At 72.0% G+C, this 15721-nt stretch carries 16 protein-coding genes; 8 read left to right on the top strand and 8 right to left on the bottom strand.

The annotated features are described in order from the left end of the window. Positions 1-2 precede the first annotated feature (2 nt). Together ACIA8D_RS34290 and ACIA8D_RS34285 are read right to left on the bottom strand one after the other, a co-directional pair. On the bottom strand, positions 3-1082 hold the full coding sequence (locus tag ACIA8D_RS34290) for a 3-oxoacyl-ACP synthase (RefSeq protein ID WP_399238141.1): 1080 nt from the start codon (positions 1080-1082) through the stop codon (positions 3-5). After that, positions 1079-2125 carry an AfsA-related hotdog domain-containing protein gene (locus ACIA8D_RS34285; RefSeq protein WP_399238140.1) on the bottom strand — a complete coding sequence of 349 codons (1047 nt, stop codon included), beginning with the start codon at positions 2123-2125 and terminating at the stop codon, positions 1079-1081. The genes ACIA8D_RS34290 and ACIA8D_RS34285 overlap by 4 nt, the downstream gene beginning before the upstream one ends. 438 nt (positions 2126-2563) lie before the next feature. Here ACIA8D_RS34285 and ACIA8D_RS34280 point away from each other — a divergent pair, with 438 nt between their 5' ends. The 7 genes from ACIA8D_RS34280 (at position 2564) to ACIA8D_RS34250 (ending at position 9911) form a co-directional block, all read left to right on the top strand. After that, positions 2564-3505: an ACP S-malonyltransferase gene (locus ACIA8D_RS34280; protein WP_399238139.1), complete on the top strand. Its 942-nt coding sequence runs from the start codon at positions 2564-2566 to the stop codon at positions 3503-3505. Positions 3506-3571: 66 nt separating this feature from the next. Next, on the top strand, positions 3572-4336 hold the full coding sequence (locus ACIA8D_RS34275) for an SDR family NAD(P)-dependent oxidoreductase (RefSeq protein WP_399238138.1): 765 nt from the start codon (positions 3572-3574) through the stop codon (positions 4334-4336). A gap of 29 nt (positions 4337-4365) precedes the next feature. Further along, a complete protein-coding gene (locus ACIA8D_RS34270) occupies positions 4366-4818 on the top strand; it encodes an SRPBCC family protein (protein ID WP_399238137.1) in 453 nt (150 codons plus the stop codon). A 2-nt stretch (positions 4819-4820) separates the two neighbouring features. Further along, the gene (locus tag ACIA8D_RS34265; protein ID WP_399238136.1) at positions 4821-6371 is read left to right on the top strand and encodes an MFS transporter; all 1551 of its coding nucleotides are present in this window, start codon (positions 4821-4823) and stop codon (positions 6369-6371) included. Continuing rightward, positions 6364-7809, top strand: a complete 1446-nt coding sequence (locus ACIA8D_RS34260) for an MFS transporter (protein WP_399238134.1) — start codon at positions 6364-6366, stop codon at positions 7807-7809. The genes ACIA8D_RS34265 and ACIA8D_RS34260 overlap by 8 nt, the downstream gene beginning before the upstream one ends. 70 nt (positions 7810-7879) lie before the next feature. Further along, positions 7880-8860: a zinc-binding alcohol dehydrogenase family protein gene (locus ACIA8D_RS34255; protein ID WP_399238133.1), complete on the top strand. Its 981-nt coding sequence runs from the start codon at positions 7880-7882 to the stop codon at positions 8858-8860. Between the two features lie 25 nt (positions 8861-8885). Then, positions 8886-9911 (top strand): aldo/keto reductase, encoded by a 1026-nt coding sequence (locus tag ACIA8D_RS34250; protein WP_399238132.1) that lies wholly within the window; start codon positions 8886-8888, stop codon positions 9909-9911. A 94-nt stretch (positions 9912-10005) separates the two neighbouring features. Here ACIA8D_RS34250 and ACIA8D_RS34245 read toward each other — a convergent pair whose 3' ends face one another. Further along, complete coding sequence (locus tag ACIA8D_RS34245; protein WP_399238131.1) at positions 10006-10710, bottom strand: HAD family phosphatase; 705 nt, start codon at positions 10708-10710, stop codon at positions 10006-10008. Next, entirely contained in the window at positions 10707-11387 is a 681-nt protein-coding gene (locus ACIA8D_RS34240; RefSeq protein WP_399238130.1) for a ScbR family autoregulator-binding transcription factor, read from the bottom strand. The genes ACIA8D_RS34245 and ACIA8D_RS34240 overlap by 4 nt, the downstream gene beginning before the upstream one ends. Positions 11388-11507: 120 nt before the next feature. Between ACIA8D_RS34240 and ACIA8D_RS34235 the strand changes: the two genes are divergently transcribed. Further along, positions 11508-12455 carry a ScbA/BarX family gamma-butyrolactone biosynthesis protein gene (locus ACIA8D_RS34235; protein WP_399238129.1) on the top strand — a complete coding sequence of 316 codons (948 nt, stop codon included), beginning with the start codon at positions 11508-11510 and terminating at the stop codon, positions 12453-12455. 75 nt (positions 12456-12530) lie between these two features. Here ACIA8D_RS34235 and ACIA8D_RS34230 read toward each other — a convergent pair whose 3' ends face one another. The 4 genes from ACIA8D_RS34230 to ACIA8D_RS34215 all read right to left on the bottom strand — a co-directional run bounded on the left by ACIA8D_RS34230 (position 12531) and on the right by ACIA8D_RS34215 (position 15374). Further along, positions 12531-13298 carry an SDR family NAD(P)-dependent oxidoreductase gene (locus tag ACIA8D_RS34230; protein WP_399238128.1) on the bottom strand — a complete coding sequence of 256 codons (768 nt, stop codon included), beginning with the start codon at positions 13296-13298 and terminating at the stop codon, positions 12531-12533. A 58-nt stretch (positions 13299-13356) separates the two neighbouring features. Continuing rightward, on the bottom strand, positions 13357-14004 hold the full coding sequence (locus ACIA8D_RS34225) for a M20/M25/M40 family metallo-hydrolase (RefSeq protein WP_399238127.1): 648 nt from the start codon (positions 14002-14004) through the stop codon (positions 13357-13359). 163 nt (positions 14005-14167) lie between these two features. After that, entirely contained in the window at positions 14168-14728 is a 561-nt protein-coding gene (locus tag ACIA8D_RS34220) for a hypothetical protein (RefSeq protein ID WP_399238126.1), read from the bottom strand. 118 nt (positions 14729-14846) lie between these two features. Beyond that, positions 14847-15374: a hypothetical protein gene (locus ACIA8D_RS34215; protein ID WP_399238125.1), complete on the bottom strand. Its 528-nt coding sequence runs from the start codon at positions 15372-15374 to the stop codon at positions 14847-14849. Positions 15375-15721 lie beyond the last annotated feature (347 nt).

Genomic DNA, 15721 nt, shown 5'->3' with positions numbered 1-15721 from the left:
TTTCAGGACGGGTCGGTCTGCTCGGTGGGGCGCTGCACGACGAGCGCGCTCCAGGTGAAGCCGGCTCCGGCGCTGAGCACGACGGCGTACTCGCCGGGGAGGAGCCCTTGCGGATGGGAGGGGTCGGAGAGGGCGGCCAGGTTGGACAGGGCGTCCCCTGCGCCGAGGTGTCCGGTCCCCGCGCCCAGGTCCACGGCCGGGGCACTGGTCACTTCGGCCACTGCCTTGCCGTAGATGTCGCGTGCCGTGGCGGCTCCGAGGCGGGGCAGCAGGACGCTGCGCGGGCCGCTGTCGGTGCAGGCCCCCGGCCGGTCGGCGGCCTGGGCGAGGGCGGCGGCGAGCACCTCGGTGGTGCACTGCCGCAGCCGGGTCACGAAGGCGTCCCGCCCCGTGCCGCTCAGGTAGGCCTTCTTGGTCCGGCGCACGTCGACACATCCGCGTTGGTGCGCGGTGGTGTGGAAGCGGTCGCGTCCGCGGTGCACGATCTCCAGGTCGGGCTCGGCCCGGGTGACCAGGGCGCGCAGGTTCAGGGACCGGGCAGGGACGGCCGTTTCGGGCGTGCCGCGGCCCAGGACGGCGGCGGTGGCGCCGTCGCCGTACCAGACTCCGTAGTCGCCGGCCCAGCGGTCGAAGCCGGGCGCGACGAAACGGTCGGCGGTGGTGACCAGGGCGCGGGCGGACGGCGCGGTGACGGCGAGGCGGGCGACGGCCGCTTCGAGGGCGGCCGCTCCCCCGTTGCACATCTGCTGGATGCCGACAGGGGCGGCGTCGTGTGCGCCCAGGCGCGCGGCGACGTAGTGGGCCGGCGACCAGAAGTCGTGCCCCTGGTAGTAGGTCCAGGCGTGGTGGACGGATCCCAGATGTGCGGGGTCCACGTGGGCGCGTTCCAGGGCCGCGAGCCCGGCCTCGACCGCCATCTGCGGTGCGGACAGGTCCTGCGAGCACGGCAGGTAGGAGTAGCCCATGACCGCCGCCTCCTGGGCTGTGACCAGCCCGAGACGCATGGCGTCCTGGGGTGTCTGCGAGGTGGGCGGGAGCCACTCGGCGGCGGCGATCCAGGTTCCGTCGGGGATGTCGATCACGGCTGATTCCTCGTGGGTGCGGCGCGGGCGGTGGTGGTGTGCAGCACGCCGCGGGCGCACAGGGCGCCGCTCTGGAGGAACTCGACGTGGTGGGTGACCAGTCGGGGCAGTGCGGCGGAGAGGGCGTCGTCCCCGGCGTAGGGGCCGCTGCTCCGCACGTGGACGTGCAGTGGCGCGTCCAGCTCGGCGTAGCGGCTGAAGGAGAAGTCGAAGCCGGCCACGGTGGTGTGGGCGGCGGAGGTGCCGTGCAGCTCGGCCCCGGTGAACAGGCACAGTTGCCGGGCGGCCTCCATCAGGACCATGCCGGGCACGTGGTCCTGGGCGTGATCGAACATGCTGCGGTTGTCCAGCGGGGCGCACACCCGCGCGCCGGCGCCCTGTCCGTCGGTGACGATGTCGTCGAGGACGACGTTGCGACGGTCGGTGCGCCCGACCCAGTGCGGGGCGAGGGAGCTGGTGGTGCGGGGCAGCGCGTCGAAGTCGGGCAGCGGGCCGCCGCGGCCGCTCTCGCGCACGGTGGCGTACACATCGGCGGGGATGTAGCCGACCTCTATGCGTACCTGTCCGACGTGGTGGTCCCACACCCCCACGTCGGCGGCGAAGGTGAGGCGGCGCGGGGCGCCGGCCGGGCCGCGGGCGTCGGAGGTCCGCACCGCCACCGAGACCTCGGCGGGGCGCCGTACGTCAGGGCTGGTCAGCAGGCCCGGAAGGGCCATGGACCAACGGCGCAGCAGGAATTGGCGGTCCTCGCCCACGCCCGCCACGGCATGCCCGCCCCAGGTCTCGGCTTGACGCACGCACTCGAGCAGCAGCAGCGGGTCGGGGCAGTCGAGGCGGGTGAGATGGTCACCGTAGTAGGGGTGGTTCCAGGGCAGTTGGGCAGCGGCGCGGTAACTGCCGTCGTCCGCGTGGTGCACATCGGTGAGGAAGACCTCGGACAGCGCCCAGCGGTGCAGGATGCGGCGGTCGACGGTGCGGGTGAAGGACAGCTCCGCCTGTTCGCCGCGGCGTGGGACCGACGGCGCCGACAGGGTCGGGGACACAAGAACTCCTTTCATCGGAACGGGCGGTCAGGCGGTCCAGGGCAGCGGGGAACGCCAGGGGCGCGGTTGCGGCGAAACCGAGAAAGTTCGCGGCGGGTCGAATTCCTGAGAGAGCCCCATCCCCGCACGAATTCGCGCGGCGTGGGAATTCCTCAGCCCCTCCCCCAGGGCCTCGAATCCGTGCCCCGAATCCGGTCTTTCGCGCCCCCTGTGGGCGGCCTGCGGCGCCCGTTCCGTGGTGCTCATGCTGTTCCTCCCCTGAGGCCGAGTCCATTTCTCGGCCGGCACCAGGAGTCTGACTGCGGCACACCAAAGGATCACTAAAGCCGCCGCATTCACGGAGGCCCCGGAATGCGCTTTAGCGCTTCTTGAGCACTGCTTTAGAAAGCACTCGTGAACATGTTGGAGCGAACGCCGAACGAAGGAGCTGGGAAGAAGATGACTGCGAACCAAGCGTCATCGGCCCCGCGCACCGCCGCCCTGTTTCCCGGACAAGGGGTGCAACGGCAGGCCATGGGGGCCCCGTGGTCCGCCACCCCCGCCTGGGGACTGGTCGAGGAGGTGTCGCAGGCCGCGGGCCTGGACGTGGCGCGGCTGCTGCTGGAGGCCGACGCGGCCGAGCTGGCCCGCACGGACCGCGCCCAACTCGCCGTGTTCACGGCCTCGTTGCTGGCCTGGCGCACGCTGGAGCAGGCCGACGGGTCCGCTCCGGCCGCCCGGGCCCACGCCGGACACAGTCTGGGCGAGTACACCGCCCTCGTCGCCGCGGGGGCTCTGAGCGTCCACGACGGCGCCCGGCTGGTGGCGGCCAGAGGCCGGGCCATGGCACGCGCCGCACGCTCGCGACCGGGCGCCATGGCGGCCGTGACCGCCGGGCGGGACATGGCCGAGGCGCTGGTCGCTGAGGTGCGGGTGCACCGGCCGGCACTGTGGCTCGCCAACTTCAACGGCCCCCGGCAGACCGTGGTGGCCGGGTCTCCCGAAGCGGTGGAGGCACTGGTGCGGCGCGCCGAGGACGTCGGTGTCGCCTGCACCCGGCTCGCCGTCTCCGCGGCCTGCCACACCCCCTTGATGGAGCCGGCCGCCGAGGAACTCGCCCAGGCCCTGGAATCGGTGGAGTTCGCGCCGCGGCACGCACCGGTCGTGGCCAATGTGGACGCGGCCGTGCACACCCACGGCGCCGACTGGCCGGGGCTGTGCCTCGCCCAGTTGACCGGGCCCGTGCACTGGAACGGCGTCCTCGGCACCCTGCGCGACACGGCCGGATGCACCCGGCTCCTCGACGTCGGTCCCGGCCGCACGATGGCCGGGCTCGCGCGCCGCACCGTCCCCGAGCTCCCCGTCCAACGAGCGGACCAGCTGCTTCCCTCGCCCGCCTGACCTGCGGTCCCGCGCCCGCCCGCCGCGGCGCCCCCATTTTCCGTACCACTATGAGGAGTTATCACCATGCACGTGCACACCACCCGCTTCGCCGACAAGACCGTTCTGATCACCGGCGGCGGCTCAGGCATGGGCCTGGCCGCGGCCCGCCGGTTCCTCGACGAGGGGGCGCGGGTCGCCCTGGCCGGCCGCAACGCCGAGCGCCTGGACAAGGCGGCCGTCGAACTGGACGCCGGACAGCGGGTGCTGACCGTGGCCGCGGACATCTCCACGGCCTCCGGCGCCGATGCGGTGGCCGACGCCGTCCGTGAGCGCTTCGGCACCTTGGACGCGGTCTTCGCCAACGCCGGTGTCGGCGTCTTCAAGCGTCTGGGCGACTTCACCGACCAGGACGTCGAGGACGTGCTCGCCGCCAACGTCAAGGGCGTCTTCTTCACCGTCCAGCGCGCTCTGCCGCTGCTCAACGACGGCGCCGCCGTCGTCATCAACTCTTCGTGGACCCACCACCGCGGCCTGGCCATCGGCTCGCTGTACGCCGCCTCCAAGGCTGCGGCCGGCAACCTCGCCAAGACGCTGGCCGCCGACCTGGCGCCGCACGGCGTCCGGGTCAATGCCATCAGCCCCGGCTACATCGACACCGACATGTACCGCGAGTCGGTGCCCACCGAGGAGGCCCGCGAGGCGGCCCGCCGCGACGTGGTGTGCGGCCGCATCGGCACCCCGGAGGAGGTGGCCTCCGTGGTCGCCTTCCTCGCCTCGTCCGACGCCGCCTACGTCAACGGGGTCGACCTGCTGGTCGACGGCGGCCTGTCGATGTCCATCCCGGCCTGAACCGAACCTCGAACCTTTTGGAGACGATCGTGCGTACGCGACGCAGCATCGACACCCACGTCGACATCGACGCGCCGGTCCAGGCCGTGTGGGAAGCCGTCACCGACCTGGACCGCTACCGGGACTGGAACCCCTTCATCATCGAGGCCCACGGCCGCATCGAGGCCGGGGCCCGGCTGAACCTGCGCATGCAGCGCCCCATGAAGGCCGAGGAGGAGACGCACACCCCCACCGTGACCGCCCTGCACGAGGGCCGGCTGCTGCAGTGGTCGGGGATCATCAAGCACCCGGCGTTCTTCCGCGCCCGCCACTCCTTCGTCCTGGAGGAGCGCGACGGGGGCGTCCGGCTGCGCCAGCTCGAGGAGTTCGGCGGGCTGAGCATGCCGCTGGCCGGCGCGATGGTGTGGCGCATCGAGCAGGGCTTCATGCTGATGAACGCCGCTCTCAAGCTGCGCGCGGAGTCCCTGGCGGTCGCCTCGTGAGCATGGGACGTTCCCGCGCCGCGTGCGTGCTGGTCGCGGTGCTGCTGGCGCTGTTGGTGCTGCCGACCTCGGTGACCGGATCCGGTGTCGCGCTGCCGCACATCGCCCGTGACACCGGTGCCTCGCTGGCGAGCCTTCAGTGGGTGGTGCACGCCTACAACCTGACCTTCTCCAGCTTCATGCTGGCCTGCGGCTCCCTCGCCGACGCCTGGGGCCGGCGGCGGTTGTTCACCGCGGGCGCCGTGCTCTTCACGGCCTCCAGCGCCCTGAGTGCGCTGGTCAGTGACATCACCGTCCTGAACATCTCGCGCGCCCTGGCGGGTGTCGGCGCCGCCGCCCTGCTCACCAGCGGCAGCGCGATCCTGTCCGCGACCTTCACCGGCGCCGCCCGCTCGCGTGCCTTCGCCGCGGTCGGGATCGTGACCGGTGCGGGACTCGCGCTGGGCGCCATGGCCGCCGGTGTGCTGGCGGACTCGCTGGGCTGGCGTTCGTTCTTCGGCCTGCACGCGATCCTGATGGCGCTGGTGGCCTGCGCGATCCCGGCGATGAGCGGGGCGCGGCCCCAGCAGGGCGCGCGGGTGGACTGGGCGGGCACGGTGCTGTTCGTGACCGCGCTGTTCGCGCTGATGATGGGGGTGGCCGAGGGTCCGCAGTGGGGCTGGTCGAGCCCCGTGGTGCTCGGGCTGCTGATCGGCAGTGTGGTGCTGTTCGCCGTGTTCGCCGCGGTCGAGAAGCGGGTGAGCGCGCCGATGCTGGATCTGGCGCTGCTGCGCAACGCCCGTTTCATGGGCCTGTGTCTGGTCCCGGTCGCGGCGACCTTCGCGTTCGTGATCCTGCTGCCGCTGCTGCCGAACTACCTGGTCGTGGCGGACGACATCTCGAGCCGGGAGGCCGGCACGCTCATGCTCCTGATGACGTTGCCGATCCTGCCCACGCCCATGCTCGCGGCCCGGCTGCAGCGCTGGGGCCTGACCACCCGCGCCGTCCTCGGGCTGAGCGTGCTGCTGCTCACGGCCGGGGTGGCCTGGCTGGCCCTCGCCCTGCATCCGGGTGCGGGCGCCGCGGCCCTCGCCGGACCGCTGATCGTGCTGGGCGTGGGCCTCGGGCTCAACTTCGGCCTGGTCGACGGCGCCGTCCTGGAGGTCGTCGAGCCCAGCTCCGCGGGCACCGCCGCCGGGTTCCTCAACACGCTGCGCCTGGGCAGTGAGGCCATCGCCATCGCCGCCGCCGGGGCCGCCCTCGTCGGGCTGCTCACCGGTCGCCTCGCCGACGACGACCGCTCTGCCGCGTCCGCCGGGGAGATCGCCAACACCGCCGTGGCGGGCGAGAACGAAGGGCTGGCGCGCCTGGCCCCGTCCGGCACCGGCGAGGGCTTCCACGACCTGGTCGCCGAGCAGTTGACCGGCGCCTGGCAGACCGTCCTGCTCGTCAGCGCCGTGCTGTGCGCCGCCATCGGCGTGGCCGTGTGGCGGCTGCTCGCGCCGCGTCGCCCGGACGCCGAGGGTGTCACGGCGGAGCCGACCGCGCCGCTGAAGGAGGCCGAACATGCCTGAGCCGTCCGAGCGGAACATGCCCGCGGCCCCGGCCCGGGCACGTACCGCGGCGGTCCTGGCCACCACGCTGGTCGCCCTGTTCCTGGTGCCCTTCACCCTGACCGGTGCGTCGGTGGCGCTCAGCGACATCGCCCGGCAGCTCGACATCGGCCTGTCGGACACCCAGTGGGTGGTGAACGCCTACAGCGCCACCTTCGCGGCGTTCATGCTGGTCACCGGATCGTGGGCGGACCGCTACGGTGCCCGGCGCGTCTTCGCGGCGGGTGTGGCGCTCTTCGCGGCCTGCGGGCTGCTGTCCGCGACCGCCGGGAACATCTGGTTCCTCGACGCGGCCCGGCTGCTCGCCGGCATCGGCGCCGCGGCCACGACGACCGGTGCCAGCGCGGTGCTGGCGGGGGCGTTCGCCGGGCGCCAACGGGCCCGTGTCTTCGGCCTGTTCGGCACCACCATCGGCATCGGGCTCGCCTTCGGGCCGACCGTGGCCTCCCAGCTCGTCGACGGCTTCGGCTGGCGGGCCGCCTTCGCCCTGCCGGGCCTGGTCGGCGCGGGGTGCCTGCTGGGTGTCCCGCTGCTCCCGCGCCCCGCCACGGCGGGTGGCACGGACCGCCAGGGCGACCGGGCGGGTGCGATCTGCTTCACCGTGGGGCTGTTGGCGCTGGTGTTCACGCTCGTGGAGGGACCGCTGCTCGGCTGGTCGTCCCCGCTGGTGTGGGCGGCCGCGGCGGTCACCGTGCTGGCGCTCGCGCTCTTCGTGCGGTGCGAGCGGGCGGCCCCGTATCCGCTGCTCGACCTGCGGCACGTGGGCACCGGCCGGTTCGCGGCCCTGTGCCTCGCGGTGGCCGCGGTGGTGGGACTGTTCGCCCCGCTGCTCACCTACCTGCCGACCTACTTCACCCGCGCCGCCGGCATGACACCGTCGACGGCCGGGTGGGCCATGCTGGCGCTGACCGCACCCGTGCTCCTACTGCCGCTGCTGTGCGGCTACTTGGTGCGCTGGGTCCCGGCCCGCGTGCAGGTGGTGGCGTCCCTCGTCCTGGTGGCGGCGGGCGCGGCCTGGATGGCGACCGGCACCTCTCTGCTGCCCGCCCTGCTGGTCGCGGGCTGCGGCGTGGCCATCGCCCAGGGGCTGCTCGACGGCCAGGCCGTGGACGCCGTGCCGGTCGAGCACGCGGGCGCGGCGTCCGGTGCCTTCAACACGGCCAAGCTCACCGCCGAGACGGTGGGGATCGCCGCGGTCGGCGCCGTCCTCGCGCAGACCACGCGGGGCACGCTGACCGGCCCCGGCCTCGCCGACGGCCTGCACTCCGTGCTCTGGTGCTTCGCCGCGCTGTGCCTGGCCTCCGCGGCGGCGATCGCGGCGCTCCTGCGGCGACCGCGCACGAGCGCCGCGCAACTGCCGTCCGATCAGCGGCCGGAGGCCGTCCGCGAACCGGCCTGACCGCCCCCCTCCCCCCGCGTACGCGTTCCGTACGCGCCCGCACCGCCCCCGACTTCACGAGGTACGACACATGCGCGCCATCACGATCCCCCGCTTCGGCGGCCCCGAAGTCCTCACCCTCACCGACGCCCCGGAGCCCGTCCCCGGCCCGGGTGACGTCTCCATCGACGTCACCTGGGGCGGCGTCAACTACGCCGAGATCCTCTTCCGTTCCGGAGTGGTCGACCTCGAACTGCCCTACGTTCCGGGCATCGAAGTGGCCGGCACCGTGCGGGCCGTGGGCGCGGAGGTGACCGACCTGCGCCCCGGTCAGCAGGTGGCCGCGCTGACCATGCTGCGCGGCGGCGGGTACGGCCAGGTCGCCGTCACCGACGCCCGCCTGGTGTGCCCGCTGCCCTCCGGCGCGGACCTCAAGCTGGCGGCCGCCACCCCGTCCAACACCAGCACCGCCTTCCTGGTCCTTGAGCGCACGGCCCGGCTGCGGAAGGGCGAGTCCGTTCTGGTGCACGCCGCCGCCGGAGGTGTCGGCAGCCAGCTCGGGCAGGTCGCCCGACTGCTCGGCGCCGCGCAGGTGGTCGGCACCGTGGGGAGCCCCGAGAAGATCGAGCCGGCCAAGGCCCTCGGCTACGACCACGTGCTGCTGCGGGACGAACTGCCCGCGGCGGCCTCGGACCTCACCGCCGGGCGCGGCTTCGACATCGCCGTCGACCCGGTCGGCGGGGCCGCCCGCACCCAGAGCATGCAGGCGCTCGGCATCGGGGGCCGGCTCGTGGCCATGGGCAACGCCTCGGGGGCCGACGACGTCTCCTTCGGCGCCAACGACCTGTGGATGAGCGGCAAGGCCGTCCTCGGCTTCAACCTCGCCGCCCTGGCCGCCGAGGCACCTCAGGAGATCACCGCCGCGCTGCGCAGGGCGCTGGACTCCGTACTCGACGGCAGTGTCACGGTGCCCATCAGCCGCACCTTCGCCCATGGTGAAGCGGCCGAGGCGCACCGCCACATCGCCTCCGGCCGCAGCACCGGCAAGACCGTCCTCGCCATCGGCGCCTGACCTTCACGGCAAGGAGACACCCGCTGTGCGCACCACCACGCTCGGCCGCACCGGTATCACGGTCGGCCGTCTGGCCCTCGGCACGATGATGCTGGGCTCATGGGGCAATCCCGACCACGACGAGGCCGTCCGGCTCGTGCACACCGCCCTGGACGCGGGCATCAACCTCGTCGACACCGCCGACATGTACTCGGGCGGTGAGGCGGAGACCATCCTCGGCAAGGCGCTCAAGGGACGCCGCGACCACGTCGTCCTCGCGACCAAGGCGCACTTCCCGATGGGCGAGGACCCCAACCAGCGGGGAAATTCCCGCCGTTGGATCCGGCAGGCCGTCGAGGGCAGCCTGCGCCGGCTTCGGACCGACCGCATCGACCTCTACCAGATCCACCGGCCCGACCCCACGACGGACATCGACGAGACCCTCTCGGTCCTGTCCGATCTGGTCCGGGAGGGAAAGGTGATGGCCATCGGCAGCTCCGACTTCCCCGCCGAGCAATTGGTGGAGGCGCGCTGGACCGCCGAACGCCGCGGCCACATCCCCTTCCACACCGAGCAGCCGCCGTACTCGATCTTCCTGCGGGGTGCCGAACGCGGTGTGCTGCCCACCGCCCAGCGGCACGGGCTCGGCGTCCTGACGTGGTCCCCGCTCAACAGCGGCTGGCTCACGGGGCGTTTCCGCGCCGCCGAGGACCTGCGCCTGTCGGGCTTCCGCAAGGACATGATCGGGTACAAGTTCGACCAGGAGTCGCCCGGCAATCGACGCAAGCTCGAACTGGTCGAGAGTCTGCTCAAGCTGGCCGGGGAGGCCGGTGTCCCACTGGCCCATCTCGCGGTGGCCTTCGTGCTGTCCCACCCGGCCGTGGACAGCGCCATCATCGGCCCGCGCAACCTCGCCCAGCTCGACGACCTGCTGGGCGCGGCCGACCTCGACCTGTCCGAGGACGTACTCGACCGCATCGACGAACTCGTCCCGCCGGGGACCGACCTGAACCCCGCCGACGCCGACTACGTCCCGCCCCACCTGTCCGACGCGCGCCTTCGTCGCCGCTGACGGCGGCGCCGAAGAGGAGCCGTACTGCCGTTCTCCGGCCGCTCCGCCGTCCGGTCCTCCCCGTTCCCCGACGGGGACGACCGGAGGTACGGGCTCAGTTCACCGGCGCCGTCTGCCACAGCCGGCCCGCGGCGGCGGCCTCGTCGATCCCGGCCAGCAGGGCCGCGTCGACTCCGTCCAGGTGCGACACCAGGTGCTCGACGCCGGCCTCGCGCATCAACTGCGCCTGGTGGCTGTGCGGGAAGGTGCTGGGGTAGCCCACGAAGGGTGCCCCCTCGCCGCGGGCCACCTCGCCGACCTTGGCCACGTCGTCGACGAAGACGACCTCGCCCTGCTCCAGGCCGAGAAGACCCGGGATCTCCGCGACACCGGGGCGGAAGTCATTGGTGCAGATGTAGCCGGGGGCGTCGAACAGCTCGGCGTGGGTGCCGAGCGAGGCGCGGAAGTGGTCGGCGCCGAGTCCTCCGTAGCACACGGTCCGCAGACCGAGCCCCCGCAGCCTGCCGACGAGTTCGGGGGCGCCGGGACTCAACTCGACCGGGTGCTGCGCCAGATACTCGTCGCGCTCACGGAAGTACGTCTCCAGCGCCTCGGGCCCCGTCATCTCCTGCGGGACCGAACGCGCCATGGCCCACCCCGCCTCGGCCCGGCGCTGGGAGAAGATCGAGCGCTCGGTCTCCGCCGTGTACTCGCCTCCCCGTGAGGTGATGAAGCGGTGGATGACCGGGCTGAAGGTGTCGGTCAGCATGACGCCGTCGATGTTGACGGCGACCGCCTTCAGCCTCTGGAACCTGCTCACGGTTGCATTCCTCTCGCGCCGACCTTCTCGGCGGCTTGCTGTCGTGGGGTGCGCAGGGCGGGATCGACCCGCTCCACGCCGACTTCGAGGCGCTCGACGGCCTCGGGGGACGCGATCCCGGGCAGCAGCAGCCGCCACAGATCGAGGACCCGCTCGGGCAGATCCTCGCGCCCCGACTCCACCTGGGAGTAGGTCTGCAGCCCGGTACATGTACCGACCAGGAACGTCGCCACCCTCTCCGGCTCCACTCCGGCACGCAGGTCGCCGGCCCCGTGCGCCTCCTCCAGGCAGTCCTGCATGATCGTGCGCCACGTCGAATAGGGCGTCACATCACGCATCCCGAAGGTCGCCTGTTCGTCCGTCAGCCGGACACCGGCACGCAGCAGCGGGTCGCGCTGCAGCTGGAAGGACCAGGTGAGCAGCAGATCGATCAGCTTCTGCATCCCCTTGACGTCCTCGGGGATGGACAGCGCCTCCGGCTGCGCGTTCATCACGGCCTGCGCCAGGCCCTGTTTGGAGCCGAAGTGGAAGTACAGGGCGCCCGCCGTGAGATCCGTCCGCTGGAGGATCTTGGCGATCCCGGCACCCGCGTACCCGCACTCGTCGAACACCTCTGCCGCCGCGAGCAGCAAAATCCTGCGCGTGGCGAGCGCGCGCTCTTGCTGACCCTTTGCCATCTTCAGCCCCTTTGCCGGTTGACAAAAAATAATACACACTATGTTCTACGGTCAGACATCCGATGGGCCGCCGCACCGGCTCAGATGCGAACTCCGCCCATCCCGAGATGAAGGCCGTTGATGAGCACCGTTATCACCCATGACTCTGCTAGACAGCCCCGGCCGGCCAGACCGGTCCCCAAGGAGCTGGTCCACAAGCACCAGTCTTGTCAGGTCCTGCTCAAGGAGTGGCGGAGCAACGCGGACGGGTCGTTCTCCATACCCGTCGACTGGCCTCGCGCCACCGACTTGTTCGCCCCGCTCTTCGGGCACGTCAGCCCCGCCCTGCTGGTGGAGACCGTCCGTCAGAGCTTCCCGCTGCTGGCCCACGTCGGCCACGACGTGCCGCTCGGCCACCACCTGCTGTGGGACGAGTTCCGCTACACCAGCGAGCCGTCCGCACTGCGCACCGCGGCGCAGCTTCCGCCCCGGGCCGTCGAACTGCACGTGACCTGCACCGAGGCACAGTACCGAGGCAAGCGCGTCTCCTTCCTGGCTTTCGACATCGACGTGCTGGCCGACGGGGTCGCCCTGGTCCGCGCCCACTCGCGCTTTCCCGTCCTCGCGCCGGCCATCTACCGCCGGCTGCGCCCGAACGCCGGTGACGGCCGGCAGGCCATGGCCCGAGCCATCCCGCTGCCGCCGCCCCTCCCCCACCAGCCGCTGGGTGTCGGTTCGTTCCACGATGTGGCGCTCTCCCCCACCGACCGGCCCCGTGAATGGCTGCTGCGCGTCGACGTGCACCACCCCTTCTACTTCGACCACCCCGTGGACCACGCCGCCGGCACACTGCTGCTGGAAGCCGCGCGCCAGGCCGCGCAGGAGATCCACCCCGGTCTCGCGACGATTCCGGCCGGTCAGCAGGCCCTCTTCTCCCGTTATGTGGAGCTCGACCAGCCGTGCACCGTGACGGCCGAGACCGTGGGCGAGGACGGCGCCGGGCGTCCCGTGGTGCGCGTCCTCATGACGCAGAGCGGCCAGGAGTGCTTCCGGACGTCCCTCACCCTCGCCGAGGCACACCGGTATTGAAGCCCGCGAGCGCGCCTGCGCGCCTCGCCCGGAGTCTGCCGGGAAAGGCGCGCAGGACCCGTCGGATGATCCTGGTCAGACGGCGAGCGTCCCGCCCTCCACGGGCATGGTCGCGCCGGTGACGAAGGTGGAGCGGTCGCTCAGGAGCCAGGCGGCGGCCTGCCCGATCTCCTCGGGGGAGGCCATGCGCTGCTGGATGGCTCGGGCGAAGAACGTCTTCTCGATGCCCGGGGACTCGGCGATGGCCCCCTCCATCATCTCGGTCAAAGTGGAGCCGACCGCAAGGGCGTTGACGCGGATGCCACGCTCCCCGTACTCGTGCGCGGCGGCCTTGGTCAGGCCGATGACCGCGTGCTTGGCCGCCATGTAGGGCGCGCCCACACCGGTGGACACCAGGCCCGCGACACTGGAGGTGTTGACGATGGCTCCGCCTCCGGAGACGAGCATGGCGCGGATCTCGTGTTGCAGACAGTTCCACGTGCCCCGCACGTTGGTGTCCATCACCAGGTCGTAATCGTCCATGGTCATCTCGTGCAGTTCGGTGCCGACGGTGGCGGCGCCCGCGTTGTTGAACGCACCGTCGAGCCGGCCGAACTCCTCGACCACACCTCGAACCGCACGCTCCACGTCCCCGGGATCGGTGACATCCCCGGCTATCGCCAGGGCGGTGCCGCCCTCGGCGCGGATCTCCCCAGCGAGGCCCTCAAGGTTCTTCTGCCGGCGGGCCAGCAGGGCCACCCTGGCGCCTTCCCGGGCGAACAGGCGCGCCGCGGCGGCACCGATACCACTGGATGCACCGGCGACCAGGATGTTCTTCTCAGCGAGCAAACCATGTGTTGACATGCGAAGAGTCAAGCAGACGGGGACAGTGGCGGGCGCTCACCCCACGCCCGCCCCGCCCTCACCTCCCCGCCGACGCCCCCAGCACCGACGCCGCCAGCGCCGCCCGTTCGACCATGCCCGACACCGTGGTGTGCTCGGAGCGGGCGTGGGCGCCGCTGCCGACCGCGCCGATGCCGTCGAGGACCGGGATGCCGGCCGCCGCGAGGAAGTTGCCGTCGCTGGCCCCGCCGACCGAGGCATCCGTCAGGTCGTGACCGAGGATGCGGGCGCAGCCCTTCACCAACTGAGCGAGTTCCGCCACCTGTTCGGTGCGCTCGAAGACCGGGCGGTTCCAGTCCCCCGTGACCTCCAGGTGGGTGCGGGGGTCGGTGGGGCGCAGGTCGGCGAGGGCTCGTGTGACGCGCTGCCGGTACCGCCGGACCGCGTCCGGGTTCCCCAGATCGGCGACCAACTGCTCCGCCCGCGCCAGCCCCGCCGCGGTGAGCTCCGCATCGGGCGGCGGCCGCTCCCCGTCCTCCTGGATCCGCACAAGACCGCGCTCCTGGAGCGCTTCGATCAGGGCGGCGACACCGAGCCCCGGCATGTTCTTCTGCCGCCCGAACTCCGCGGCCGGCACGGGCACATCGGTCTGCGGGCCGCACTGCTCGTGCAGCCACAGCAGCAGCCGAACTTCATGACGGCACAGCGAGGCCGTATGGCGCGTCATCTTGAGCCCAACCCCCGTTGGCGCAGAAGCATGATGCGAGGTGTGCGAGCAGTCGAATGTACCCCTCATGCATGCCGACCCCAGGCCCTTGACGCCCCTGGGACACATAACTCCCGCGAGGAACAGCGGAGTTGTACGCGACCAGTAGTGACAGGACAGACCGTCACCGCCAGGCGCGACGCAACTGCTCGAAGCGGCGCGGCAACGGAAACCCGTCCTCCCCGGCATGCCGGGCGTTCAACCGCCCGATGAGCCGGTCCCACGACTGCTGCATGCCACGCGGGTGGATCGGCAGCCCCGCGTGGTACAGCGCCCCGTGCCGGTGCGCGGCCCGCACCGTCACGAACAACGCCCGCACCCGGTCCCCTTCGATCGGCCCGTGCTGCACCTTCTCGCGCACAGCGAGCCACCTCCGCAGCACGGTGAGCGCGTCCTCGTCGAGGTCGTACGTCTTGCGATTGGTGCGCCCGGCGGCCGGCCCCGGCCGCCTGTGCAGCATGCTGATCCGCCCGGCCTTCATGTCGAGGTCGTCGACGGTGATCGCATACAACTCCCCCACCCGAGCCCGCCCCTTCGAAGCCCGCGCGAGCGTCACCACCGCCGCGAGGCGCACGTCCTCGGGCCGCGCGTTCACGTAGTGCGCCTCGTCGACCACGAGCCGCCAGGTCCGCTCGGCGACATCCAGCGGTACCGGCGCGTGCGTGGGGTTCGGCGTCGAGGACATGCCCACACCCTAGCCAGCCGCTTGTGAGCTGGACTTTCCCACTCGCGCACGCCCGGTCCACCAGTTCCTCCGTACCGTCTCGTGCCTGTAATACGTGCCCGCTCACGTCCCGTGCGTACTACTTCACGCCGTTGTAGCGGTACGGCAGGTATTCCTTGTCGTGGCGGTAGTACGGGTACGGGAGGGTGTGCCGCTGCGCGTGCGGAGGGGTCTGCTCGTAGGCGAGGTACGACGACCTCTTCTTGTCGGCCCAGCCCGCGAAGATCACGACGTGCTGGTCCGGATTGAGCAGTACGTCGCCCGGCCGGAGCTCGTCCTTGGTGATGCGGTGGCTGACCGTGGGGAGGGTCCGGGTCGTCAGGCTCGTGGGCAGGTGCCAGGCCATGGAGGCGTAACCACTGGAGTCGGCGCGGTACTTCGCGCCCTGCGGGTCGCGGTACGAGTGCCGCTGGCTGTACGGCACGGCCTCCCGGACCCAGAAGTCGGCACGCTGGAGGACCTCGGCGCGGGTGACCGTGGACTCGGGCGCCTTCGTATCGGCGCCATCGGTGGGAGCGGTGGCACGGGCGGCCGTCGCCGGGAGCACGGCCGCGGCCACGACCGTCACGGCGGCGAGGACGGCGGAACGTCGGGTTCGGGGGAACAAGGGGGACACCTTTCGGCCGGGGGACGCTGCCCGGATCGGTCTCGCCGTCCGGACATACCTGATCGTCCCTACCCGATCCGCAGTGATTCGCCGCCGAGATCCCACGAACGTACGCATAGCCCTGGCGGCGGGCCGGCCTGTTGGACCTGCCTGATCCGTCAGAAGGGCCCTAGGGCCTGTCTTCAATCTCCCGTCGTCGCCCGGAGGGCGGCGCCGCGGCGTCTGGCGCGTGCGATCGCAAGGCGCCGGAAAGACCTAGGGCTTGTCGTTTGGATCAGGCCGGATCAGGGAGCGGGGCCTGGTGCGTGCGATCGCAAGGCGGAGGAGGGAGGCGACGCGGAGCGTCG

It is taken from the genome of Streptomyces sp. NPDC051684, from assembly GCF_044453445.1.
Taxonomy (GTDB): Bacteria; Actinomycetota; Actinomycetes; order Streptomycetales; family Streptomycetaceae; genus Streptomyces.
Note: the sequence above shows the minus strand (reverse complement) of the source record. Positions and strands in the feature narration are given on the sequence as shown.